The organism is Sphingobium sp. TomTYG72 (assembly GCF_055394715.1).
This window is the reverse complement of sequence record NZ_AP027336.1, coordinates 796473-820418: the sequence shown is the minus strand read 5'-3', so window position 1 is coordinate 820418 and position 23946 is coordinate 796473. Positions and strand designations below refer to the sequence as shown.

Below are 23946 nucleotides of genomic sequence, written 5' to 3'. Positions count from 1 at the left end.
TCTTGCTCCGGGGTCAGCGGCGCTGCCGACGTGACAGCCTCTGAGAGCTGGCCCCTTCATCCAACCGCAGACAGCCCATCGGCCCCTGAAAGACCGAACCTGACGCAGCCCCTATCGGCTTACGCAGCGCGGGGTTTTGGCATCAACAAGATTTGGGCGCGGTAAGGAGACAATCCCACCGCACCCAATTCCAATTCCTATTCCAGTTCCAGAATGATCGCGTCCACCGGCAGGCTTTCGCCCTGCGCGGCCGACACGCTCTTCACCACGCCCGCCTTGGCAGCGCGCAGGATATTTTCCATCTTCATCGCCTCGATCACCGCAAGCGGCTGGCCAGCCTCGACCTTGTCGCCTTCCTTGACGTTCAGGGCGACCAGCAGGCCGGGCATCGGACAGATCAGGAAGCGCGACAGATCAGGCGGGATCTTTTCGATCATATGCTTGGCGTGAACTGCCGCATGAGCAGGTAGGATGCGCAGCTTGTGGCTTGCACCATGAGCCGTCAGCACGAAGCCGGAGCGAACCGGCGCGATCTTCACCGCCAGCAATTCCTCGCCAAACTCCGCCTCGATCAGGCGATCACCCGGCGTATATTCCAGCGCCATGTCGATGGCTTCGCCATCCACGGTGACGTCATCCCCGTTGATCGCCACGTCATGGACCGCCTCGCCGATCTTCACCTGCCAGTTGGTGGGAGCCCGCAACTTCTTGCCAAGCTGCCCGTCGATGCGACGGGCGCGATCGGCCTGCGCCATGGCGGCGAAAGCACCGATCGCCGACAGCTTCTTCAGCAGCGTTTCGGAAGCAGGAGCGCCGGTGAAGCCTTCCGGATACTCCTCGGCGATGAAGCCGGTGGTGATGTTGCCCGAACGGAAACGCTCATGCTGCATCAGGGCCGAGACGAAATCGATATTATGCCCCGGTCCCTCGATCTCGAACTGGTCGAGCGCGGCGATCTGCTTGTCGATCGCCTCCAGACGGGTCGGCGCCCACGTGATCAGCTTGGCGATCATCGGGTCATAGAACATCGACACTTCGCCGCCTTCGACCACGCCGTCATCGACGCGCACGCCATCGCCAGTTTCGGGCGGATTGTAGCGGATCAGGCGCCCGGTGGAGGGCAGGAAGCCGCGATAGGGGTCTTCGGCATAGACGCGGTTCTCAATCGACCAACCGTTGATCTTAACATCTTCCTGACGGAAACTCAGTTCCTCGCCATTGGCGACGCGGATCATCTGCTCGACGAGGTCGAGGCCGGTGATTTCCTCCGTGACCGGATGCTCCACCTGAAGCCGCGTGTTCATTTCCAGGAAGTAGAAGCCATCGCCGGTCTTGTCCGCGCCCGATACGATCAGTTCGACCGTACCGGCGCTGAAATAGCCGACCGCGCGCGCCAGAGCGACGCACTGCTCGCCCATCTTCTTGCGCATTTCCGGCGAGACGAAGGGCGAAGGCGCTTCCTCGACCACCTTCTGGTGGCGGCGCTGGATCGAGCATTCACGCTCGTTCAGGTAAACGATATTGCCGTGCTGATCGCCCAGTATCTGGATTTCGATGTGGCGCGGGCTTTCGATGAACTTCTCGATGAAAACGCGGTCGTCGCCGAAGCTGTTGAGGCCCTCGCGCTTGGTCGCTTCGAAGCCTTCGCGGACGTCCTGCTCCGAATAAGCAAGGCGCATGCCCTTGCCACCGCCGCCGGCCGAAGCCTTCATCATCACCGGATAGCCGATCTCGTTGGAGATGCGGACGGCATGTTCGGTGTCCTCGATCACGCCGACATAGCCGGGGACGACATTGACGCCCGCTTCCATGGCGAGCTTCTTGGACTCGATCTTGTCGCCCATCGCGGCGATGGCGTTGGCGGGCGGGCCGACGAAGATTATGCCCTCGGCGTCCAGCGCCTTGCGAAAGCTCTCACGCTCCGAAAGGAAGCCGTAGCCCGGATGGACGGCATCAGCGCCCGTATCCTTGCAAGCCTGAATGATCTTTTCGGCGATCAGATAGGACTGGGAGGCAGGCGACGGTCCGATATGAACGGCTTCATCGGCCAGCAGCACGTGCGGCGCGCGGGCGTCGGCATCCGAATAGACCGCCACGGTCTTGATGCCCATCTTCCGCGCCGTGCGGATGACGCGGCACGCAATTTCGCCACGGTTTGCGATCAGGATCTTGGTGATTGGCATAGCTTAACCTTCAGTCCAGATAAATGGGCATTCATCATATTGGGAAGAAAGCAGCGTCTCGTTGACCCGTTTTCTACCGGTGAAATAGGTGCACTCAAACCTAGCTGCTTCTCCGGGATCGTGGACCGTAATGCCCCAAACCGCCTCTCGTTCGGGGTAATATTCCTCGTCCAGCAAGACCCGCTTTCCAGAAAGCAGCAACAAAAACTCTATGACCGCCAGAAGGGTGATAATTGCAATAAAACTATATCTGAGCGGCTCGCGCTTCACTCCGCCGCTTCCAGATGCCCGTGCGGCTGCGCTATCATTGGCGTCAGCCCGAGCTTGGAAAGCAGCGCGCTATCCTTGTCATCCCCGGCATTGGCTGCGGTGAGCAGCTTGTCCCCGGTGAAGATGCTGTTCGCCCCAGCCATGAAGCAGAGCGCCTGACAGGCCTCGCTCATGCTCTCGCGGCCCGCCGAGAGGCGCACCATCGACTGCGGCATGACGATCCGCGCCACGGCGACGGTGCGAACGAACTCGACCTCATCGATCTTCGCGAGCGGCGTGTCCTTCAGCATGTCACCCAGCACAGTGCCCTCCACGGGCACCAGCGCGTTGATCGGCACGCTCTCGGGATGCGGCATAGTGCCCAGCGCATGAAGGAAGCCGATGCGATCCGCCCGCGTCTCGCCCATGCCTACAATTCCGCCGCAGCACACATTGATCCCCGCCGAACGCACATTTTCCAGCGTCTCAATCCGGTCCTCGAAGGTCCGGGTGGTGATGACGTTCGCGTAATTTTCCGGCGAGGTGTCGATATTGTGGTTGTAATAATCCAGCCCCGCATCCGCGAGTTGCTTCGCCTGATCCGACGACAGCATGCCCAGCGTCATGCAGGTTTCCATACCCATCTGGCGCACGCCCTTCACCATTTCGATGAGCTTGGGCATGTCCCGTTCCTTGGGATTGCGCCACGCAGCCCCCATGCAGAAACGGCCCGAACCATGGTCCTTCGCCTGCGCCGCCGACTGAAGCACGGCCTGCACGTCCATCAGCTTGGTGGCCTTCAGGCCGCTGTCCGCCTCGGTCGACTGGCTGCAATAGCCGCAATCTTCCGGGCAGCCACCGGTCTTGATCGACAGCAGGGTCGACAGTTGCACTTCATTGCGGGGATGGTTCGCGCGATGGATCGATTGCGCCTCGAACATCAGGTCGTTGAAAGGCAGATCGAACAGCGCGGCAATCTCGTCGCGGGTCCAATCAGTGCGGGGCGTAACGGTGGTCAAGCGGCTTCCTCCAGCCCCGCCGGGGGCATGTTGTGGCCGAGGAGGCGCAGCACATCGGCGGCGCATTCCACGACGTTGGAGCCCGGTCCATAAATGCCCTGAACGCCCGCGTCACGGAGATAGTCATAATCCTGCGGCGGGATCACGCCGCCCGCGATCACCTTGATGTCGTTGCGGCCCTTTTCGCGCAGTTGGCGGATGAGTTCGGGGATCAACGTCTTGTGCCCTGCGGCCAGCGACGAAGCGCCCACCACGTCTACGCCGCTATCCAACGCCAGAACCACCGTTTCCTCCGGCGTCTGGAACAGTGGCCCGGACACGATGTCGAAGCCCATGTCCCCGAAAGCGGACGCGATCACGTTGGCGCCCCGGTCGTGGCCGTCCTGTCCCATCTTGGCGATGAGTAGTTTCGGTTTGCGACCGAGGCGCCGCTCGACGGCCTGCACGCCGTCAAGAACCTGTTTCCAGCGGCTGTCCTGCGCATAAGGCTTGCCATAAACGCCCTTCACCGGCGTCGGCACAGTGCCATAGCGATCGAAGCTGTCCTCCATTGCGGAGGAGATTTCCCCCAGAGTGGCGCGCGCCCGCGCGGCTTCGACCGCATGAGCGAGGAGGTTGTTTTCGATCGACTGCGGTCCGGCGGCGGCTGCACGCAGCGCTTCCAACGCGGCCTGACAGGCTGCTTCGTCCCGCTCCGCCTTGACCCGATTGATGCGGGCGATCTGGGCTTCGCGGACCTTCGTGTTATCGACTTCCAGCGTTTCGAGCAGATCTTCGTTGGCGAGGCGATATTTGTTTACGCCGACGATGACGTCCTCACCCCGGTCCACGCGCGCCTGACGCGCCGCTGCCGCCGTCTCGATCATCGCCTTGGGCCAGCCAGCACCCACGGCCTTCGCCATGCCGCCTTCAGCTTCCACACGGTCGATGATTACCTGCGCCGCATCGACCAGTTGCTGGGTCAGTGCCTCGATATAATAGCTGCCACCCAGCGGATCGACGACATTGCACATGCCCGTCTCTTCCTGGATGACGATCTGCGTGTTGCGCGCGATGCGGGCCGAGAAGTCGGTCGGCAGCGCAATCGCCTCGTCCAGCGCGTTGGTGTGGAGCGACTGCGTCCCGCCCAGCATCGCCGCCATCGCCTCGATGGTGGTGCGCATGACGTTGTTATAGGGGTCTTGCTCGGTCAGCGACACGCCCGACGTCTGGCAATGGGTGCGCAGCATCTTGGAGCGCTCGTCCTTAGCGCCCAGCTTGGTCATCACCCGATGCCACAGCACGCGAGCGGCGCGCAGCTTGGCGATCTCCATGAAGAAGTTCATGCCTATCGCGAAGAAGAAGCTCAACCGCCCCGCGAACTTGTCGATGTCGAGGCCACTCGCCACGCCGTAGCGCACATATTCGGCGCCGTCCGCGATGGTGAAGGCCAGTTCCTGGACCTGCGTCGCGCCCGCTTCCTGCATATGATAGCCGGAGATGGAGATGCTGTTGAACTTGGGCATCTCGCGGCTGGTGTAGCCGAAAATGTCCGAGATGATCCGCATGCTGGGTTCGGGGGGGTAGATATAGGTGTTGCGGACCATGAACTCCTTCAGAATGTCATTCTGAATGGTCCCGTCGAGCAGCTTGCGCTCGACGCCCTGCTCCTCGCCCGCGACGATGAAGAAGGCGAGGATCGGGATCACCGCGCCGTTCATGGTCATGGATACGGACATCTTGTCGAGCGGAATGCCGTCGAACAGGATCTTCATGTCCTCGACGCTATCGATCGCCACGCCCGCCTTGCCGACGTCGCCGACGACGCGCGGATGGTCGCTGTCATAGCCGCGATGTGTGGCAAGATCGAAGGCGACGGAAAGGCCCTTCTGCCCGGCCGCGAGGTTACGGCGATAGAAGGCGTTGGATTCCTCGGCGGTCGAGAAACCCGCATATTGGCGGACGGTCCAAGGGCGCCCCGCATACATGGATGCGCGCACACCACGGGTGAAGGGCGCGAAGCCGGGCAGACCGGGATCGACGGTCACGTCTTCGGCAGTATAGAGCGGCTTGACGGTGATCCCTTCCGGGGTCTCCCAGTTCAAATCCTTGCCCTTCACTTCCTTGGCGGCGGCGGTCGCCCACTGATCCAGCGTCGGCTTGTCGGTCATCGTTCCCATTCCTTTCCTCGCCCGTTCAGGGGAGAGGATACGCAGGCTTGTCAGCTTGGCTGACTAGCCGAAGTTGGAGAGGGCCTCTGCCCACCCCGCTGCGACTAGGGCCTGCTGCACAGACCCAAGTCTCGCTGCCCCTCCCGCCTGCGGGAGGGGTGAATTCAATGCGCCTCTTTCGGCGTCTCCATGATCTCCGTCAGCACCCCATTCATATCCTTGGGGTGGACGAAGAAGATAAGCGTCCCATGCGCGCCGATGCGCGGCTCGCCCAGAACCTTCTTTCCGAGCCCCTCGAACCAAGCCTTGGCCTCGTGAATGTCGGGCACCTCATAGCACATATGATGCTGCCCGCCCGCCGGGTTCTTGGCGATGAAGCCGTGGATCGGGCTGTTCTCACCCAAAGGTTCGATCAGTTCGATCTGCGTGCCTTCGGTGCCATTTTCGCCCGGCGTATCCACGAAGCATACCTTCACCCCCTGCGCGGGCAGGTCGAACGGTTCATGCGTCAGCGTCGCGCCCATGATATCGCGATAATAAGCGAGTGACGCTTCCAGCGAAGGCGTCGCCACGCCGATATGGTTCAAGCGACCGAGTTTCATCACGTCTTCCCTACTTCGTCACCCCAGCGAAAGCTGGGGTCTCCTGCCTTGAAGATCCAGCCCAGCCGCCTGAGATCCCAGCCTGCGCTGGGATGACGACCCTTGCGAGCCATCAAAGCGGAATATTGTCGTGCTTCTTCCACGGATTCTCCAGGCTCTTGTTGCGCAGCTTGCGCAGGCCCAGAGCGATCCGCTTGCGGGTCGAGTGCGGCTGGATCACCTCGTCGATGAAGCCCTTGCCCGCCGCCACGAAGGGGTTGGCGAAGCGGTCTTCATATTCCTTGGTTTTTTCCGCAATCTCTTCCGACGTCTTGCCGCGGAAGATGATCTCGACCGCTCCCTTCGCACCCATCACCGCGATCTCGGCGGTCGGCCACGCATAATTGAGGTCGCCGCGCAAATGCTTGGACGACATGACGTCATAGGCGCCACCATAGGCCTTGCGCGTGATGACGGTGATCTTCGGCACGGTCGCTTCGGCATAGGCGAACAGCAACTTCGCGCCATGCTTGATGATGCCCGAATGCTCCTGCGCGGTCCCCGGCAGGAAGCCCGGCACGTCGACAAAGGTCACGATCGGGATTTCGAACGCGTCGCAGAATCGGACGAAACGCCCCGCCTTCTTCGATGAATTAATGTCGAGCACCCCGGCAAGCACCATCGGCTGGTTGGCGATGATGCCGACGGTCTTGCCCTCGATCCGGCCGAAGCCGCAGAGGATGTTGCCCGCATGAGCAGGCTGAACCTCGAAAAAGTCGCCTTCGTCCACGACCTTGCGGATCAGCTCATGCATGTCATAGGGCTGGTTCGCATTGGCCGGGATCAGCGTGTCCAGGCTCTCTTCCATCCGGTCCCACGGATCAGCGCTCGGTCGCTCGGGCACCGGCTCCCTGTTCGACGCGGGCAGGAAGTCCACGAAATCACGGGTCGCCAGCAGCGCCTCGATATCATTCTCAAACGCCACGTCCGCCACGCCTGACTTGGTGGTATGCGTCACCGCACCGCCCAGTTCTTCCTGCGTCACGATCTCGTTGGTGACGGTCTTCACCACATCGGGGCCGGTGACGAACATGAAGCTCGAATCCTTCACCATGAAGATGAAGTCGGTCATGGCAGGCGAATAGACCGCGCCGCCAGCGCACGGCCCCATGATCACGCTGATCTGCGGCACCACGCCCGACGCCAGCACGTTGCGCTGGAAGATTTCGGCATAGCCAGCGAGCGAAGCCACGCCTTCCTGAATGCGTGCGCCGCCGGAGTCGTTAAGGCCGATCACGGGCGCGCCGACCTTCAGCGCCATGTCCATGATCTTGCAGATCTTCATCGCGTGCCGTTCCGACACCGCGCCGCCATAGACCGTGAAGTCCTGGCTGAACACGAAGACCAGGCGGCCGTTGATCGTGCCCGATCCTGTGACCACGCCATCGCCCGGAATATGCTGCTCGTTCATGCCGAAGTCGACGCAGTTATGTTCGACATACATGTCGACTTCTTCAAAGCTGTCTTCGTCCAGCAGGACTTCCAGACGCTCCCGCGCGGTCAGCTTGCCCTTGGCATGCTGCGCGTCGATACGGCGCTGGCCACCGCCCAGGCGCGCGGCCTCGCGCTTGGCTTCCAGCTGTTCGATAATGGCGAGCTTCGACATATAGAATATCTCTCCGGTGACGGACGGTCGACTATATTGCCCCCTTTCCCTGCTTTCGCATTTTTCGCAAATGCAAATTTGCCAATTTGCAAATCACGATTTCGCAAATTAAGAGCCGCGCATGGCACGAGGCAATCGTATTTTCGCAGGTCCACGACTGCGGCAGCTTCGCCTGGACCACCGGATGGACCAGGCGACCATGGCGCAAGCGTTGGGGATTTCCGTCTCTTATCTCAGCCAGCTGGAAAATGACGACCGCCCCCTGACCGCCAAGGTAAAGGCTGCCGTTGCCAGCGCCTTCCCCACTGATTGGGCCAGCTTCGACAGCCGCGAGGAAGAGCAATTGCTCGGCGCCTTCACCTATGCGCTGGCCCATCCCGAACTGCCCGGTCCGCTGATGGAACCGGAGCGGATCGAGAAGCTGCACCTCCAGTTCCCGGAGTTCGCAGCCCGCTATATCGATCTCTACAACGCCCATATGCGCGCCAACGAACGCATCAACATGATCGAGGAGGCGATCGCCAACGATCATGAAGTACAGGCCCGCCTTCCCTGGGAAGCGGCGCGCGACTGGTTTCATGAGGCGGGCAATTATGTCCACGCGCTCGATTGCCTGGCGGAGGACATGGCCTCCAGCTTCACGGCCGGGCAAGTCCTGGACGAAGGCATGCTGGTCGAGGCGCTGGCCCGCCGCCACGGCATCGAAACACTGATCGCCGACACGCCCGATTCAGCCCTGCGCGCCTATTCATCGAACGATCGCCGCCTGTTCGTGAACGCGGCTCTCCCGACGGAAAGCCGCAAGTTCATGCTGTCTCACCAGCTCATGATGCTGGAGGGGCAGGCCGTGATTGCCGACGTTGTGAATCGGGCCGCCTTGCCGGTGGAAGGCGCCGACAGGCTGCTGGCCATCGGTCTTGGCAATTATGCGGCGGGCGCGCTGCTGATGCCCTATGCCCAATTCCGTGCGGCGGCGCGTGAAGTGCGTCATGATATCGACCGGCTGGCTCGCCGTTTCGGTGTGAGTTTTGAACAGGCCTGTCACCGCCTGTCGACCCTTCAACGACCCGGCCTGCGCGGCATCCCCTTTTTCTTCTGCCGCGTCGACATGGCGGGGAACATCACCAAGCGACACAGTGCCACCCGCCTGCAATTCGCCCGTTTCGGTGGCGCCTGCCCCTTGTGGAACGTGCATGAAGCCGTCGCCATACCCGACCGCATCAACGTCCAGCTCGGCGAAACGCCTGATGGGGTGCGTTACGTGTCCATGGCCAAAGGACTGGTGAAGCCTTCCGGCAGCTATTCGCGCACCCCTCGCCGCTATGCCGTCGTCCTGGGGTGCGAAGTCGCCCATGCCGCGAACTTCGTCTATGCTGACGGGCTACAGCTAGAGATGGAGGGGGCCGCCACCCCCATCGGCATAACCTGCCGCCTCTGCCCGCGCCAAAGCTGTGACCAGCGCGCTTTCCCGCCCGCCGACCGGCCGATCCGGGTCGATCCGGACAACCGCCAGATCGTGCCCTACTGGATCGGCTGATCCGCCTCGCCAGCACCCAGCTTGCGGAAACTGGCCCTTTGCGGGCTTCTCCGGCTGCTTAAGATCGGACTTATGGACCACGGCCTTTTTCACCGCGCCGAATTGCAGGCAGACCTAACGCGCGATGGCTTTGCCCGCATCGCCGGACCTCACATGCTGGCGATGCTGAAAGCCGATGAACCATGCTGGGAGCAATTCGCCGATAGCTGGAACGACCTTGGTCCTGACCTCTACATGGCGGACGGGGGACGTTATCGTCGGCGACGGCATGCTGCATTTCGCTGTGAGCAGGGGCATTTCACTCGCAAGCCACACCAACCGCATTTCCAGAGCCGCGACTACAACCCACTGAACGGCGATGTGCAGCGCTGGTTTGATCCGGTTCATCAGGGGACGATCGACAATCCTGTCATGCAGGCGATCTTCGCCTTTTGCGCGGCGAATTTTGGAGCCGATGGCGCAAGGGAGTGGCATGTCGAAATGCATCAGTTCCGCATCGAGACGCGCGAGGAGCATATCGGCCGCCCGACGCCTGAGGGACTTCACCGCGACGGAGTGGACTGGGTCCTCGTGATGCTGATCGAACGGCGCAATGTTGACGAAGGCGTGACCCGCATCGGCGCGCCGGACGGCAATGCTCTAGGCGAATTCACCCTCGCCCGGCCTGGGGACACGGTGTTGATCGACGACCGCCGCATCCTGCATGGCGTCACCGAAATCCACCCCGTCGATCCACGGCAAGCCGCATGGCGCGACGCATTGGTCGTGACCTTCGCGGCGGCTCGCTGACCTATTTCAGCAGCACCAGTTCCTCGGCCATGCTGGGGTGGAGCGCTACAGTGTCGTCAAACTGCTGCTTGGTCAGTCCCGCCTTCACCGCCACCGCCGCAGCCTGTAAAACCTCCGGTGCATCCGGCCCGATCATGTGCAGCCCGACCACGCGGTTCGTCGTCGCGTCCACCACCATTTTGTACAGCGCCCGTTCGTCCCGACCGGCCAGGACGTTCTTCATGGGGCGGAAGTCTGACGTATAGACCTTGACCGTCCCCAGCTTGTTCTTCGCCTGCGCCTCGGTCAGTCCCACGCCAGCCAGGGGCGGATGACTGAATACGGCGGACGGGACGCAGTCATAATCCACCGTCCTGGGATTGTCGCCAAACACCGTGTCGGCGAAAGCATGACCTTCCCGGATGGCGACCGGCGTCAATTGCAGCCGGTTCGTAACGTCGCCGACCGCATAGATGCTCTCGCAACTCGTGCGGCTATATTCATCGACCTTGATCGCACCCTTGTCGTCCAGTTCCACGCCTGCATTTTCAAGGCCAAGCCCCTCGACATGCGGCTGGCGTCCCGTCGCGAACATCACCGTGTCGCAGGGGATGGGGTCGCCATTGCTGAAATGCATGCAAAGCGTGCCATCGTCATTCTTCTCGATCCGATCCATTTCCGCATTGAAGCGGAACTGGATGCCCTTCATCGTGGAGATCTGGAGCAGCCGATCGCGGATCTGCTCGTCATAACCGCGCAGCAGCGTCGATGACCGGTTGACGATGGTTACATGGCTGCCCAGTTGATGGAAGATGCCCGCAAATTCATTGGCGATATAGCCGCCGCCGACAATCACCATCCGCTTGGGCGCATCCTCAAGATGAAAGGCTTCGTTGGACGTGATGCCATGCTCCGCTCCTTCCATCTCCGGGATAGCGGGCCAGGCCCCCGTCGCGACCAGGATATATCTGGCGCTGATTTCGCGGCCGCTTGAGAGCTTCACCGAGTGCGGCCCGGTGATCGTGGCTCGTTCCGCGATCAACTCGACCTTATGGCTCTCGAGCGTGTTCCTGTAGAGCCCTTCCAGCCGATCGACATCGGCCAGCACATTGTCGCGCAGGACTTTCCATTCGAAATCGCAATCGGGGACATGCCAGCCAAAGCGCCGCGCATCCTTCAGATCCTCAGCAAAATGGGCGCCGTAGATCAGGAGCTTCTTGGGCACGCAGCCCCGGATAACGCAAGTGCCGCCGACCCGATATTCCTCGGCGACCGCGACCTTCGCGCCATGCGCCGCCGCCACGCGAGATGCACGCACCCCTCCCGATCCCGCACCAATGACGAAAAGGTCGAAATCGTAGTCGGTCATGCTGCTCTCCGCTGGATGGAGGCCGGATATGGCGGCTATCCAGCGGAGTTACAATCATCTTGGGGCTCTACGCGCCGCCCAAGGCCAGCTCGATCAGTGCCATGGTCGAGGGGTCAAAGCCCTTCGCCCCTTCCGCCTCGATCGACTTGGCGATTTCCTTGCCCAGTTCCACGCCGAACTGATCAAAGGGATTGATCCCCATCAGTACGGCGTTGGCAAAGGTACGATGCTCATAAAAGGCAATCAGCGCGCCCAGCGCATCGGGCGTAACATCCTCCAGCAGGATAGTGGTGGATGGCCGATTGCCGGGATAGGCGCGCGCGGGATCGGCGTCATTATCCTTGCCCCGCATCAACGCAGCCCCTTGCGCGAAGCAGTTGACCAGCAACGCCTTGTGATGCGCCGGGTCCAGCGCATGCCCCGGCTCGATCGAAGCGACGAACTCGACCGGCGCGAGGATCGTCCCCTGATGCAGTAGCTGGAATACAGCATGCTGTGCGTCCGTGCCCACACCACCCCATGTGATCGGCGCTGTCGGCCCGTCGACAGGCTGGCCATCGCGCGTCACGCTCTTGCCGTTGCTCTCCATCTCCAGCTGCTGGAGATAGGATGGCAGCAGACGCAGCCGCTCGTCATAGGCGAACAGCGCGCGGGTCTGGCACCCCAGGACACGCGCATAATATTGGTCCACGAAAGCAGCGATCAGCGGGGCGTTCCGCGCCAGATCAGACAGCCGGAAATGCCGGTCCATGGCCGCCGCGCCCTCCAGCAGGCTCTCAAACGCATCCCAGCCCAGCGCCAGCGCAGCAGGGAATCCGATGGAGGACCAAAGTGAATAGCGCCCGCCTACCGTCTCGGAAAACGGCAGAATACGCGTTTCGTCCACGCCCCATTGGATCGCCTTGTCGGGATTGGCGGTCAGCGCAATCACCTTGCCATAGGGATCATCGATCCCGGCCTCGACCAACCAGTTGATCGCGCTTGCGGCGTTCAACATGGTTTCGGTGGTGGTGAAGGTTTTGGACGCAATGGCGATCAGTGTCGCTTCCGGATCAAAGCGCGAGATCGCCCGCTCCAGCGCCGTCCCGTCAACATTGGACACGATCGCCACGTCATAGCGCGCGCCGTCGCCGCCCAGCGCGTCGATGATCAGGTCAGGTCCCAACGCCGACCCGCCGATGCCGATATGCAGGATATGGCGGATCGGGCCTAGCGCCTCCCCCTCGATCGCGTCGATCAGCGCGCGCATGCGGGCGTGCAGCATCTTTGCCCGCGAAACGCTTTCCGCATTGCCTTCGCCACGTTCGGCAGGATGTTCGGCCGCGCGACCTTCGCTATTATTGATCGGCTCGCCCGCGAAAAAGGCGTCACGCCATTTGGCGAAGTCCTTCTCCTGCGCCAGCTTCAGAAAGCCGTCCAGCAGATCGCTGGTCAGATGCGTTTTGGACCAGTCGAAACGGATAGGCCCTTGGGTCAGCGTGAACTTGCTCAGCCGGTTCGGGTCCGCCGTAAAGATGGACTTCAATTCGGGCTGCGGGATGGCCGCAATGGCCTCCAGTGCAGGGCTGGTCATGGAAGGGTAAATCCTCATTTTTCCGTGGTTAGCGACGACGCCGCACCTGTCGATTCTCCCGTCTCTTACCCAAGCGTAACGGCCAATGCACCGCCCGCCATGCTTGACGGCGGGTTTACAACGCAGCAAAAGCCGCAACGGCCTGTTTTCAAGGCGGATCGAAGGACTAGACAATATAGCATGAGCGCAAAATCCGAAACGCGGGACTTCCTTTGGTTTCTCGCTAAGCTGGCGGTGTTCGTCTTTGTCCTGCGCAGCTTCATCGTATCTCCGTTCAATATCCCGTCTGAATCGATGCAGCCCCGCCTGCTGATCGGTGACTATCTGCTCGTTGCCAAATGGCCCTATGGCTATTCGCGCTATTCGCTGCCCTTCAACCTCCCGCTGATCCCCGGCCGCATCCTGGCATCCACGCCCCAGCGCGGTGACGTGGTGGTGTTCAAAGCGCCGCCGAGCCAGAAAAATGACTATATCAAGCGGGTGATCGGCCTACCCGGCGACATGATTTCGGTACGCGGGGGCACGGTTTACCTCAACGGTCAGGCCATTCGGAAACAGAGGGTCGCCGACCTCGTCATCCCCGTCTCACCTAACATGGTCGATGCCGCAGCCAAGGAGGGCAGCCCCTCTCCCTGTTACCGCCCGAAATTCGAGGAAGATGCAGCGGGTGGCGGGCGTCAGTGCCGTTATCCGCAATATCGTGAAACGTTGCCGGGCGGCAAAAGTTACAACGTCCTTGACCTCGTTCCCGACGGCGCGGCCGACGATCGCGACACCGTCCTTGTTCCCGAAGGTCATCTGTTCATGATGGGCGACAATCGCGATCGCAGCGCGGACAGCCGCTTCCCGGCCGTTGAAGGCGGCGGCATCGGGCTGGTGCCTGAGGAAAATCTGGTTGGAAAGGCGATGATTTCGGTCTTCTCCACCGATGGCAGCGCTAATTGGCTCCTCCCCTGGACATGGTTCACCGCAGCGCGCTGGAACCGCATCGGGGAAGGCTTTTGACGAAGCCCGACACGTCTGGCTGGCTCGCCGGGCTGATCGGACGAGCGCCGAAGGACGAGGCGCCTTTCCGTCAGGCGCTTACCCACGGCAGCGCGAATGCCGTCAATTATGAGCGGCTGGAATTTCTCGGCGATCGGGTGCTTGGCCTGATCGTTTCCGAATGGGTTTATGAGCGTTTCTCGGGAGAACCCGAAGGCAAGTTGTCGCGCCGCTTCAACGCGCTGGTGTCGGGTGAGACATGCGCCGAAGTAGCGCGCGCGGCTGGCGTCCCCACGCATCTTATCCTCGGCAAACAAGCCCGCGACGACGGCGCGGCCGACAGCGACAATGTGCTGGGTGACGTCATGGAGGCGCTCATCGGCGCGCTCTATCTGGAAGCAGGCATTGACGATGCCCGCAGGCTGGTGCGTCGTCTCTGGGCCGACCGGGTGGACACGCAGGAAAGCGCGCCAAAGCATCCCAAGTCCACCCTTCAGGAATGGGCCGCCGCCAATCGCCGCAAGCCCCCGGAATATGCGATGACTGACCGCTCCGGGCCACACCATGCGCTGCGCTTCACGGTGACTGTGAGCATCAAGGGCGCAGGCGAAGCGAGCGCGACGGGAGGAAGCAAGCAGGAGGCGGAAACGGCTGCGGCGAAGGCGTTATTGGATAAGCTAAACGGCTGAATCCCGCCTTCCAACGTGCTACTTACCCCCGTTCGCCCTGAGCTTGTCGAAGGGCTCCACTTCCCTTCTTCGAGCCAACATGCCTTTCTACACCTACATGCTCCACTGCGCCGACCGCAGTTTTTACATCGGCCACACGGACGATCTGCAAACCCGGATCGCTCAGCATGAAGTCGGCGCGATCCCCGGCTACACGCAAAACCGCCGCCCGGTAAAACTGGTCTGGTCGCAGGAGTTCGGAACCCGTATGGAGGCGCTAGAAGCCGAACGCCAAATCAAGGGCTGGAGCAGAGCCAAAAAGCTCGCTCTGATCCGAGAAGATTGGAGACTAGTCTCCACATTGGCGCGCCCAAAATTAAAGTAGAGCCCTTCGACAAGCTCAGGGCGAACGGAGTTTTTGTTTGACGATTGATCCTGAATCCCAACGCTGCGGCGTCATCGCCATAGTCGGCGCCCCCAACGCTGGTAAATCCACACTGGTCAACGCCCTGGTCGGCCAAAAGGTCGCGATCACCAGCCCCAAGGCGCAGACGACCCGCACCCGCGTCATGGGCGTCGCTATCGAAGGCGACACGCAGATTGTCCTGGTCGACACACCCGGCATCTTTGCACCAAAGCGCCGCCTTGATCGCGCGATGGTCCAGGCTGCCTGGGGCGGCGCGCAAGGCGCTGACCTGATTGCATTGATTGTCGATGGGAAGGCAGGCCTCGGCTCAAAGATGGAGCCGATCATCGAGGCGCTGACACACCGGCCCGAACGCAAATGGCTGATCCTCAACAAGGTCGATATCGCCATCAAGGAGAAGCTGCTGGTCCACACCCAGAAGCTTTACGAACGCGTTGGCTTCGAAGAGACATTCTTCATCAGCGCCGCGACCGGCGACGGCCTGCCCGAGCTCAAGACCGCTTTCGCCAATGCCATGCCCGAAGGCCCCTGGCACTTTCCGGAAGATCAGGTCTCCGACGCAACCGACCGCATGCTGGCCGCCGAAATCACCCGCGAGCAGCTTTATCACCAGCTCCACGCCGAACTGCCTTACGCGGCTGCGGTCGATACGGAACAATATAAGGAACGCGAGGATGGCTCAGTCGAAATCCATCAGCAGATCCTCGTCGGCCGTTCCAGCCAGCGCGCCATCGTGCTCGGCAAGGGTGGCCAGCGCCTCAAGGAAATCGGTTCAAAGGCCCGCGCCGAGCTGGCGCAACTGCTGGGTGTCAAGGTCCACCTCTACCTCCACGTCAAGGTAAAGGAAGATTGGGAAGACGACCGCTTCATCTACCGCGACATCGGGCTTGATTGGGTGGAGTAGCACTCATCTATCCCCGTTCGCCCTGAGCCTGTCGAAGGGCTCTTCTTCCTTTCAAAAAAGTAAGAGACTTCGACAAGCTCAGCCCGAACGGGAGGTGGGGGGAGATCTACTCCGCCGCCGCCTTCTTCTTCGCGGGCGCCTTCTTGGCAGCAGGCTTCTTCGCCGCAGCCTTCTTGGGCGCCGCCTTCTTTTTCCCCTTCTTCGCAGGCGCCGCGGCGGCGCGCGCGTCGATCAACTGCGCCGCTTCCTCCAGCGTCAAGGCATCCTGCTCGATCGTCTTGGGCAAGGTCGCATTGGTCGTACCGTCCGTGACATAAGGGCCATAACGCCCCGCCATCAGCTTGATCTCGGCCTCGGTACGCGGATGCTTGCCCAGCACCTTCAAAGGCTCACGCGAGGCGCCACCGCGCCCGCCCTTGTTCGCCGCGTCCGCCAGCTTGGCGACGGCGCTATTCATCCCCACCTCGAAAATCTCGGCGGTGGAGGACAGCCGACCATATTTGCCGTCATGCAGCAGATAAGGCCCAAAGCGTCCGATATTCGCTACGATCGGCTTGCCCGTTTCCGGATGCAGCCCGACCTCACGCGGAAGGCTCAATAGCTTGACCGCCCAATCCAGCGTCATTTCGCCATCAGGCAGGTCCTTGGGAATCGATCCGCGCTTGGCCTCCTTCCCCTCGCCCATTTCGATATAGGGACCAAAGCGCCCCGATTTGCGCACGATGTCCTGCCCGGTTTCGGGATGCTGCCCCAGCACCTCCGGCCCCTTGTCATCACCGCCATCGCCGCCGCCCGGTTGCCCGAACTTGCGCGTAAATTTGCACTCCGGATAGTTGGAGCAGGCGATGAACGCGCCGAACCGGCCGCCACGCAATGCCAGCTGTCCATCGCCGCACATCGGGCAGGCACGCGGGTTGCTGCCGTCAGCCTTCGACGGGAACAGCATCGGTTCCAGGAACTTGTCCAGCTCCGCCGTGATGTCGGAGGGCTTCTGCTCCATGACCTCGGCGGTCTTCGGTTTGAAGTCGCGCCAGAAGGCCTCCAAAACGGCCTGCCATTGCGCCCGGCCACCAGAAATCTCATCCAGCTCATCTTCCAGCCCCGCCGTGAAGTCGTAGGACACATAGCGTTCGAAGAAGCGCTCAAGGAACGCTGTCACCAGCCGTCCGCTTTCCTCGGCGAAGAAGCGGTTCTTTTCCACCCGCACATAGTCGCGGTCCTTGAGAACCTGCAGAGTCGAGGCGTAGGTGGAAGGCCGCCCGATCCCCAGTTCCTCCAGCTTCTTGACCAGCGATGCTTCCGAATAGCGCGGCGGCGGCTGAGTGAAATGCTGCTCGGCCGTCACCTTCTTCTTGGCCGGCGCGTCGCCCGCCACGAGACGCGGCAGCAGCTTGCTGTCGTCATCCTCGGCGTCATCGCGCCCTTCTTCGTAGAGCGCGAGGAAGCCCGGAAAGATCACCACCTGACCTGTCGCGCGCAGCGCATGCTGCCCAGTGCCATCTACCAAATCGATCACCGTCCGCTCCAGCCGGGCCGAAGCCATCTGGCTCGCCAGCGCCCGCTTGAAGATCAGGTCATACAGCCGCGCATGATCGCCCGATCCAACCTTGTCCCGCCCGAACTCCGTCGGGCGAATGGCCTCGTGCGCTTCCTGCGCATTCTTGGCCTTGGTCTGATATTGTCGCGGTTTCTCCGGCAGATAGCCGCCATCATAGCGCTCTGCGATCGCCTTGCGCGCGGCGGAAATGGCGCTGCCATCCATCTGCACGCCATCGGTACGCATGTAAGTGATCGCGCCATCCTCATAGAGCTGCTGCGCGATCCGCATCGTGTGGCTGGCGGAGAAGCCGAGCTTGCGCGCGGCCTCCTGCTGCAATGTCGACGTCGTGAACGGCGCGGGAGGATTGCGCGAAACGGGCTTCGTCTCGACCTTCTCGACGGTGAAGCGCCCGGCCTCCACGTCCGCCTTCGCGGCCATGGCGTCGCCTTCCTTGCCGATGGTCAGCCGGTCGATCTTCTCGCCCTTCCAACGTACCAACCGCGCGGTAAAGCCCTGCCCCCCCTGCTCCATCTCAGCCGCGACCGACCAATATTCCTGAGCGACGAAGCTCTCAATCTCACGCTCGCGATCAACGACAAGACGCAGCGCGACCGATTGCACACGCCCCGCCGACTTGGCCCCTGGCAGCTTGCGCCACAGCACGGGCGAAAGTGTAAAGCCCACCAGATAGTCAAGCGCCCGCCGCGCCCGATAGGCGTCGATCAAATCCTCATCCAGCGCGCGAGGCTTCGCCATCGCGTCCAGCACTGCGGCCTTCGTGATCGCGTTGAAAGTCACCCGGTCCACGGTCGCGGGCAGCGCCTTCTTCGCGCGCAGCACTTCCTGCACATGCCAGCTGATCGCCTCCCCTTCGCGATCAGGGTCAGTCGCCAGGATCAAGCGCGTCGCCTTCTTCGCCTCATCGGCGATGGCTTTCAGCTGCTTGCCCTTGTCCCCATAATTTTCCCACGACATCGCAAAGCCATTGTCGGGGTCCACTGACCCGTCCTTCGGCGGCAAATCGCGGATATGGCCATAGCTGGCGAGGACGTGGAAATCGCCGCCCAGATATTTCTCGATGGTCTTCGCCTTGGCTGGCGATTCAACGATGACAAGCTGCATTCATGCCCCGGTTTTTGAGTTCTCTCACGTACACGCGCGAGTCTGGAAGGCGGCGGTGCCCTGCGTCAAGAGCATCACGACAGGCTTACCTTGCCGCCCGCATGACGTTCCAGCCGACCGGCCAGTTCCAACTCCAGCAGCACGGTCTGAACAATGGCTGGGGAAAGGCTGGACAAACGAATGATCTCATCGACTGGCACCGACGCATGGCCGAGCAGGCCCAGAACGACCTCCCGCTGCTGCCCCGCCACATCGGATGAAACCGGTGCGCCGCTGAAGTCGAGCCGCCCCTGCCGCACCATCCTTGCGTCGATGCCTCCAATCGCCTCGATCACGTCCGCGCCATTCTGCACCAGCGTCGCGCCTTCGCGGATCAGGTGATTGCAACCTTGCGCCCGTGGATCGGCTGGCGATCCCGGCACCGCCATGACTTCTCGTCCGGCCTCGACAGCCAGGCGCGCCGTGATGAGCGATCCCGATTTGGGCGCCGCTTCCACGACCACCGTCCCTGCGGCCAATCCAGCGATAATGCGGTTACGCGCCGGAAAGTGACGCGCGAGCGGCTGCGTACCGGGAGGATGCTCCGTAACTAGCAGACCCTCACTCGCCACCTGCTCCTGCAAGTCGCCATTTTCTGGCGGAAACACGACATCGATGCCGCAGGCGATGACCGCGATCGTCCCGGTTCCCACCGACCCTTGATGCGCGGCCGTATCGATACCCCTCGCAAGGCCCGACACCACCACCGCGCCCTGCTGTCCCAATTCCTGCGCCAGCGTCCGCGCGAAACGACAGGCGGCGGCAGAGGCATTTCGCGCACCCACCATGGCCACGCACTGCCGCCCGGTTAGGCCGACATCGCCGCGCACAATCAACGCAGGCGGCGAACCATCCATCTGTTCCAGCAGAAAGGGATAGTCCTGATCCCCCATTAGCAAGTAGCGCGCGCCGAGCGCCCGGCTGCGGGCAATCTCCTGCTCGACAGCGCCTGCGTCCGCCACAGCCGCCTTCCCGCCGCCCCGCGCGGCAAGCTCCGGCACCGCCCGTAAAGCCTCTCCCGCCTTTCCGAAGCGCGCCATCAGCTGCCGGAAAGTTACCGGCCCGATGCGTGGCGAACGGATCAGGCGGAGGCGATCGAACCGCTCCTGCTCGCTCACTCTTTGGCAGCCCCGATCTTGGGTTCGGTTCCCTTCGCAAGCCGCGCGATATTGGCCCGGTGCCGCCACAACAGGATCAGCGTCATTGCCAGTGCTACAGGAACCAGATCAAACCGCCCCATGAACCACAACGCAACCGGTGCGCTGATCCCCGCCGCCATGCCTCCAACTGAAGACCATTTCGTCCCGAACAGCGCGCCCAGCCATACAAGCGCAAACACTATTCCCGCAGGCCAGTGCAGCGCGGTCACCACGCCCATCATCGTCGCCACGCCCTTGCCCCCCGCAAAGCGCAGCCACACCGGATAGCAATGCCCGATAAAGGCCATCGCGCCCGCCATCGGCCCGCCATTGTCGATCAACGCCGCGCCGATCAGGACGGCCGCCGCGCCCTTTAGCAGGTCAAGCAGCAAGGTTGCCGCTGCCAGCCCCTTGCGACCCGTCCGCAGCACGTTGGTGGCGCCGATATTGCCCGACCCGATTTGCCGCAAATCCCCGGCGCCTGTAACTCGCGTCAGCAGGAGGCCAAAGGGAACGGACCCCAGCAGATAGGATATCAGCAGGACGAATGTGGGAAGTAGCCAGGGAGGGTTCATGATCTCGCCGAAATGATTGCGGCGCGACCATAGCGTTGCCGCCGTGGGGGGCAATGGCGAAGCTGCCCCAACCGAAACAAATCCTCCCCACGCCTTCGGCGCAGGGCGGATCAGGAGACCCCAATATTGACAGCCTCATCCTCACCCGCGACATGTGCGCCATAATGAAGGTCGCCCAATCAGCCCCACTGCTCTTCTTCGATTCCGGCGTCGGCGGGCTCTCCATCCTCGCGCCAGCACGCGCAGCGTTGCCCAACGCCCCTATCGTCTACGCCGCCGACAGCGCAGGCTTCCCCTATGGAACGAAGAGCGAGGCGGAGATTGCCGCCCGTGTGCCCGCACTGCTCGGTCGCCTGGTCGAACGCTTCCGCCCGCGCCTCGCCGTGATCGCCTGCAACACCGCCTCGACCATCGCGCTCTCCGCTGTCCGTGCTGCGCTCGACATCCCCGTCGTCGGCACCGTCCCCGCTATCAAGCCCGCCGCGCTTCTTTCCAAAAGCCGCGTCTTCGGCGTGCTCGGCACCGATGCCACCGTGCGACAGCCCTATGTCGATCGCCTCACCGCCGAGTTCGGAGCAGACTGCACCGTCCTGCGTCACGGTTCTGCCGCCCTTGTCCAACTGGCCGAAGCCAAGCTGCGCGGCGAGCCTTTGAACCCGGCTATCGCCCACGACGCGCTTGCTGGCCTTCTCGATCAGCCCGGCGGCGACCTTATGGACACGGTCGTCCTCGCCTGCACGCACTTCCCGCTGGTGGAGGCGGAACTCTCGGCCGCCGCACCCAGGCCCCTCACCTTCGTCCACGGCGGGGAAGGCATCGCGCGCCGCATCGCCTATCTGACACAAGGACAGGATTGGCCAGCCTCGCCCCCGTCCGGAAGAGCCGTGTTCACGCGCCTCGACAACAGCGTGGCGGCGCTCGCTCCCGCGCTCGCCGACTTCGGCCTTACCCAGATGGAAGCGCTTTGAGGGGTGAGACCTTTGGTCCACTCCCAATTTCCTCTATCATCGTGATAGGTAATTCTCCCTAACGCTGCGAACGGTTATCGCTGGTAATGAGGCGCCGCAGCAGGTAAACGCCCGCAAGAGGGGAATGCGGGCCACTAAGGGACTAGGGCGTTACGTGAACTACAAGCATATCTTCGCGCAGGCGATCGACCGGCTTCATAGCGAAGGCCGTTACCGCGTGTTCATCGATATCCTGCGGAACAAGGGTGCCTTCCCTAACGCCCGCTGCTTCCACGGCCATAATGGCCCGAAGCCGATCACCGTCTGGTGCTCCAACGACTATCTCGCCATGGGTCAGCATCCCAAGGTCGTCGCCGCCATGGAAGAGGCGCTGCACGATGTCGGCGCAGGCTCCGGCGGCACCCGCAACATCGGCGGCAACACTCATTATCATGTCGATCTGGAAGCTGAACTGGCCGATCTGCATGGCAAGGAAGCGGCTCTACTGTTCACGTCCGGCTATGTGTCGAACGAAGCGGCGCTGTCCACTCTCGCCAAGCTGCTTCCCGGCTGCATCGTCTTTTCCGACGAACTGAACCACGCCTCGATGATCGCGGGCATCCGCAATTCGGGCTGCGAAAAGCGCGTATTCCGCCACAATGACGTCGACCATCTGCGCGAACTGCTCGCCGCCGAAGACCCTGACGCGCCCAAGCTGATTGCCTTTGAAAGCGTCTATTCGATGGATGGCGACGTCGCCCCCATCGCCGAGATCTGCGACCTCGCCGACGAGTTCAACGCGCTCACCTATCTGGACGAAGTCCATGCGGTCGGCATGTATGGCGCACACGGCGGCGGTATCTCCGAACGTGACGATGTCGCGCATCGCCTGACGATCATTGAAGGTACGCTAGGCAAGGCTTTCGGCGTCATGGGCGGCTATATCACGGCCGACCAGATGATCGTCGATGTGATCCGCAGCTATGCGCCGGGCTTCATCTTCACGACGTCACTCTCGCCCGTCCTGGTCGCGGGCGTCCTTGCAAGTGTTCGCCACCTCAAGCAGTCGAACGAAGAACGCGAAGGCCAGCAGGCCGCCGCTGCTACGCTCAAGCGTTTGATGGCGGAATCGGGCTTGCCGGTCATGCCGTCCGTCACCCACATCGTCCCACTGATGGTCGGCGACCCAGTCAAGGCAAAGCGGATCAGCGACATTCTGCTCGCCGAATATGGCGCCTATGTGCAGCCCATCAATTACCCCACCGTCCCGCGCGGCACCGAGCGGCTGCGCTTCACGCCCGGCCCCGCACATACCGTGGAGATGATGCGGGACTTGGTGCAGGCGCTGGTCGAAATCTGGGATCGGCTGGAACTGGAACTCAAGAAGGCCGCCTAACCGGACCTCTTGCGGAACAATAGGGGCATTTCCCATCTTCTTGGATGGATATGCCCCACTGGATCGAACCGCACCCCACCGGAATATACGTCCGCCCCGCTGACGCCTGGATCGATCCATCACAGCCAGCCGAACGCGCGCTCGTCACCCACGGCCATGCCGATCATGCGCGCGGCGGCCACGGCCATGTCTGGGCGACCCAAGAAACACTTGCCATCATGGCGCTTCGCTACGGCACAGCGAACGGCACGCCCGTCGGCTATGGCGAGCAAGTCCGTATGGGCGGGGTGGACATCTCCTACATTCCCGCAGGCCATGTCCTCGGCTCGGCCCAAATCCTGCTCGAACATGCAGGGGAGCGCGTCATCGTCACCGGTGACTACAAGCGCCGCCCCGATCCCACCTGCAAGCCGTTCGAGCCAGTCCCCTGCGACATCTTCGTAACCGAAGCCACATTCGGCCTCCCCGTCTTCCGTCATCCCGACACCGGCAGCGAAGTCGACCGCCTGCTCGCCGCACTCCACGCCCATCCCGACCGCTGCGTCCTCGTCGGCGCCTATGCACTAGGCAAAGCCCAACGCCTGATCTGCGAAGTCCGAGCACGCGGCCATCACGACCCCATCTACATCCACGGCGCGATGGAGCGCATGTGCGCCCTCTATCAGGATTTCGGCATCGACCCCGGCGGACTCCGCCCCGCCACCGGCGTTCCGGCGAAGGAGATGCGCGGCCACATCGTCGTCTCTCCCCCATCCGCCCTCAACGACCGCTGGAGCCGCCGCCTGCCCGACCCGATCACCGCCATGGCATCAGGCTGGATGCGCGTTCGCCAGCGCGCGCGGCAGAAGAATGTCGAACTGCCGCTCGTCATCTCCGACCATGCCGACTGGGACGAACTGACCAGCACCATCCGCGAAGTCGCTCCATCCGAAACCTGGATCACCCACGGCCGCGAGGAAGCCCTGCTCCACTGGTGCATGACCCACCAGCTGCGCGCGCGAGCGCTGGAACTGGTCGGCCGCGAAGATGAGGATGAGGGGTGATGATCACCAAACGCCCCCTATCGCCGTTCGCCCTGAGCCTGTCGAAGGGCTTTTCTTTCTTGAAGAG

The 23946-nt window shown here is 62.3% G+C and carries 20 protein-coding genes; 9 read left to right on the top strand and 11 right to left on the bottom strand.

Translation table 11 applies throughout. The features are described from left to right. Positions 1-197: 197 nt before the first annotated feature. From ACZ5U1_RS04220 to ACZ5U1_RS04195, 6 genes are all read right to left on the bottom strand, one after another. Positions 198-2183 (bottom strand): acetyl-CoA carboxylase biotin carboxylase subunit, encoded by a 1986-nt coding sequence (locus ACZ5U1_RS04220; RefSeq protein WP_464779511.1) that lies wholly within the window; start codon positions 2181-2183, stop codon positions 198-200. Between the two features lie 3 nt (positions 2184-2186). Beyond that, entirely contained in the window at positions 2187-2453 is a 267-nt protein-coding gene (locus ACZ5U1_RS04215; RefSeq protein WP_464779510.1) for a hypothetical protein, read from the bottom strand. Further along, positions 2450-3451, bottom strand: a complete 1002-nt coding sequence (gene bioB / locus ACZ5U1_RS04210) for a biotin synthase BioB (protein WP_464779509.1) — start codon at positions 3449-3451, stop codon at positions 2450-2452. Before bioB ends, ACZ5U1_RS04215 begins: the two co-directional genes overlap by 4 nt. Continuing rightward, positions 3448-5601, bottom strand: a complete 2154-nt coding sequence (gene scpA / locus ACZ5U1_RS04205) for a methylmalonyl-CoA mutase (protein WP_464779508.1) — start codon at positions 5599-5601, stop codon at positions 3448-3450. Before scpA ends, bioB begins: the two co-directional genes overlap by 4 nt. 164 nt (positions 5602-5765) lie before the next feature. Next, complete coding sequence (mce, locus tag ACZ5U1_RS04200; RefSeq protein ID WP_464779507.1) at positions 5766-6203, bottom strand: methylmalonyl-CoA epimerase; 438 nt, start codon at positions 6201-6203, stop codon at positions 5766-5768. A 112-nt stretch (positions 6204-6315) separates the two neighbouring features. Next, on the bottom strand, positions 6316-7848 hold the full coding sequence (locus tag ACZ5U1_RS04195; protein WP_464779506.1) for an acyl-CoA carboxylase subunit beta: 1533 nt from the start codon (positions 7846-7848) through the stop codon (positions 6316-6318). Positions 7849-7969: 121 nt separating this feature from the next. On the opposite strand from ACZ5U1_RS04195, the gene ACZ5U1_RS04190 reads away from it, so the two are divergent. Next, positions 7970-9385: a helix-turn-helix domain-containing protein gene (locus ACZ5U1_RS04190; protein WP_464779505.1), complete on the top strand. Its 1416-nt coding sequence runs from the start codon at positions 7970-7972 to the stop codon at positions 9383-9385. Between the two features lie 72 nt (positions 9386-9457). Further along, entirely contained in the window at positions 9458-10174 is a 717-nt protein-coding gene (locus ACZ5U1_RS04185) for a 2OG-Fe dioxygenase family protein (RefSeq protein WP_464779504.1), read from the top strand. A 1-nt stretch (position 10175) separates the two neighbouring features. Here the strand turns inward: ACZ5U1_RS04185 and gor are convergent, their stop codons facing one another. Continuing rightward, on the bottom strand, positions 10176-11522 hold the full coding sequence (gene gor / locus ACZ5U1_RS04180) for a glutathione-disulfide reductase (protein WP_464779503.1): 1347 nt from the start codon (positions 11520-11522) through the stop codon (positions 10176-10178). Between the two features lie 67 nt (positions 11523-11589). Then, on the bottom strand, positions 11590-13095 hold the full coding sequence (gene pgi / locus ACZ5U1_RS04175; RefSeq protein ID WP_464779502.1) for a glucose-6-phosphate isomerase: 1506 nt from the start codon (positions 13093-13095) through the stop codon (positions 11590-11592). A 180-nt stretch (positions 13096-13275) separates the two neighbouring features. On the opposite strand from pgi, the gene lepB reads away from it, so the two are divergent. The 4 genes from lepB to era all read left to right on the top strand — a co-directional run bounded on the left by lepB (position 13276) and on the right by era (position 16078). After that, complete coding sequence (gene lepB, locus ACZ5U1_RS04170) at positions 13276-14100, top strand: signal peptidase I (protein ID WP_464779501.1); 825 nt, start codon at positions 13276-13278, stop codon at positions 14098-14100. Further along, positions 14055-14768 (top strand): ribonuclease III, encoded by a 714-nt coding sequence (gene rnc, locus ACZ5U1_RS04165; protein ID WP_464779500.1) that lies wholly within the window; start codon positions 14055-14057, stop codon positions 14766-14768. The genes lepB and rnc overlap by 46 nt, the downstream gene beginning before the upstream one ends. Before the next feature lie 79 nt (positions 14769-14847). Beyond that, positions 14848-15132, top strand: a complete 285-nt coding sequence (locus ACZ5U1_RS04160) for a GIY-YIG nuclease family protein (protein ID WP_464779499.1) — start codon at positions 14848-14850, stop codon at positions 15130-15132. A gap of 37 nt (positions 15133-15169) precedes the next feature. Beyond that, positions 15170-16078 carry a GTPase Era gene (era, locus tag ACZ5U1_RS04155; RefSeq protein ID WP_464779498.1) on the top strand — a complete coding sequence of 303 codons (909 nt, stop codon included), beginning with the start codon at positions 15170-15172 and terminating at the stop codon, positions 16076-16078. A gap of 106 nt (positions 16079-16184) precedes the next feature. Here era and topA read toward each other — a convergent pair whose 3' ends face one another. The 3 genes from topA to plsY all read right to left on the bottom strand — a co-directional run bounded on the left by topA (position 16185) and on the right by plsY (position 20493). Next, positions 16185-18740 carry a type I DNA topoisomerase gene (topA, locus tag ACZ5U1_RS04150; protein ID WP_464779497.1) on the bottom strand — a complete coding sequence of 852 codons (2556 nt, stop codon included), beginning with the start codon at positions 18738-18740 and terminating at the stop codon, positions 16185-16187. A gap of 74 nt (positions 18741-18814) precedes the next feature. Next, entirely contained in the window at positions 18815-19897 is a 1083-nt protein-coding gene (gene dprA / locus ACZ5U1_RS04145; protein ID WP_464779496.1) for a DNA-processing protein DprA, read from the bottom strand. After that, the gene (gene plsY, locus ACZ5U1_RS04140; RefSeq protein ID WP_464779495.1) at positions 19894-20493 is read right to left on the bottom strand and encodes a glycerol-3-phosphate 1-O-acyltransferase PlsY; all 600 of its coding nucleotides are present in this window, start codon (positions 20491-20493) and stop codon (positions 19894-19896) included. Before plsY ends, dprA begins: the two co-directional genes overlap by 4 nt. 164 nt (positions 20494-20657) lie before the next feature. Between plsY and murI the strand changes: the two genes are divergently transcribed. From murI to ACZ5U1_RS04125, 3 genes are all read left to right on the top strand, one after another. After that, a complete protein-coding gene (murI, locus tag ACZ5U1_RS04135; RefSeq protein ID WP_464779955.1) occupies positions 20658-21461 on the top strand; it encodes a glutamate racemase in 804 nt (267 codons plus the stop codon). Between the two features lie 154 nt (positions 21462-21615). After that, complete coding sequence (hemA, locus tag ACZ5U1_RS04130) at positions 21616-22836, top strand: 5-aminolevulinate synthase (protein ID WP_464779494.1); 1221 nt, start codon at positions 21616-21618, stop codon at positions 22834-22836. A gap of 50 nt (positions 22837-22886) precedes the next feature. Next, the gene (locus tag ACZ5U1_RS04125) at positions 22887-23879 is read left to right on the top strand and encodes a ligase-associated DNA damage response exonuclease (protein ID WP_464779493.1); all 993 of its coding nucleotides are present in this window, start codon (positions 22887-22889) and stop codon (positions 23877-23879) included. The last annotated feature ends 67 nt before the right edge of the window (positions 23880-23946 follow it).

Excerpts from the sequence above, each read along its gene's own strand:
- mce (WP_464779507.1), bottom strand. The coding sequence starts at position 6,203 with ATGAAACTCGGTCGCTTGAACCATATCGGCGTGGCGACGCCTTCGCTG.
- pgi (WP_464779502.1), bottom strand. The coding sequence starts at position 13,095 with ATGACCAGCCCTGCACTGGAGGCCATTGCGGCCATCCCGCAGCCCGAA.
- lepB (WP_464779501.1), top strand. The coding sequence starts at position 13,276 with ATGAGCGCAAAATCCGAAACGCGGGACTTCCTTTGGTTTCTCGCTAAG.
- ACZ5U1_RS04125 (WP_464779493.1), top strand. The coding sequence starts at position 22,887 with ATGCCCCACTGGATCGAACCGCACCCCACCGGAATATACGTCCGCCCC.
- ACZ5U1_RS04220 (WP_464779511.1), bottom strand. The coding sequence starts at position 2,183 with ATGCCAATCACCAAGATCCTGATCGCAAACCGTGGCGAAATTGCGTGC.
- plsY (WP_464779495.1), bottom strand. The coding sequence starts at position 20,493 with ATGAACCCTCCCTGGCTACTTCCCACATTCGTCCTGCTGATATCCTAT.
- ACZ5U1_RS04190 (WP_464779505.1), top strand. The coding sequence starts at position 7,970 with ATGGCACGAGGCAATCGTATTTTCGCAGGTCCACGACTGCGGCAGCTT.
- scpA (WP_464779508.1), bottom strand. The coding sequence starts at position 5,601 with ATGACCGACAAGCCGACGCTGGATCAGTGGGCGACCGCCGCCGCCAAG.
- ACZ5U1_RS04195 (WP_464779506.1), bottom strand. The coding sequence starts at position 7,848 with ATGTCGAAGCTCGCCATTATCGAACAGCTGGAAGCCAAGCGCGAGGCC.
- ACZ5U1_RS04160 (WP_464779499.1), top strand. The coding sequence starts at position 14,848 with ATGCCTTTCTACACCTACATGCTCCACTGCGCCGACCGCAGTTTTTAC.
- ACZ5U1_RS04185 (WP_464779504.1), top strand. The coding sequence starts at position 9,458 with ATGGACCACGGCCTTTTTCACCGCGCCGAATTGCAGGCAGACCTAACG.
- rnc (WP_464779500.1), top strand. The coding sequence starts at position 14,055 with ATGGTTCACCGCAGCGCGCTGGAACCGCATCGGGGAAGGCTTTTGACG.
- gor (WP_464779503.1), bottom strand. The coding sequence starts at position 11,522 with ATGACCGACTACGATTTCGACCTTTTCGTCATTGGTGCGGGATCGGGA.
- topA (WP_464779497.1), bottom strand. The coding sequence starts at position 18,740 with ATGCAGCTTGTCATCGTTGAATCGCCAGCCAAGGCGAAGACCATCGAG.
- murI (WP_464779955.1), top strand. The coding sequence starts at position 20,658 with ATGAAGGTCGCCCAATCAGCCCCACTGCTCTTCTTCGATTCCGGCGTC.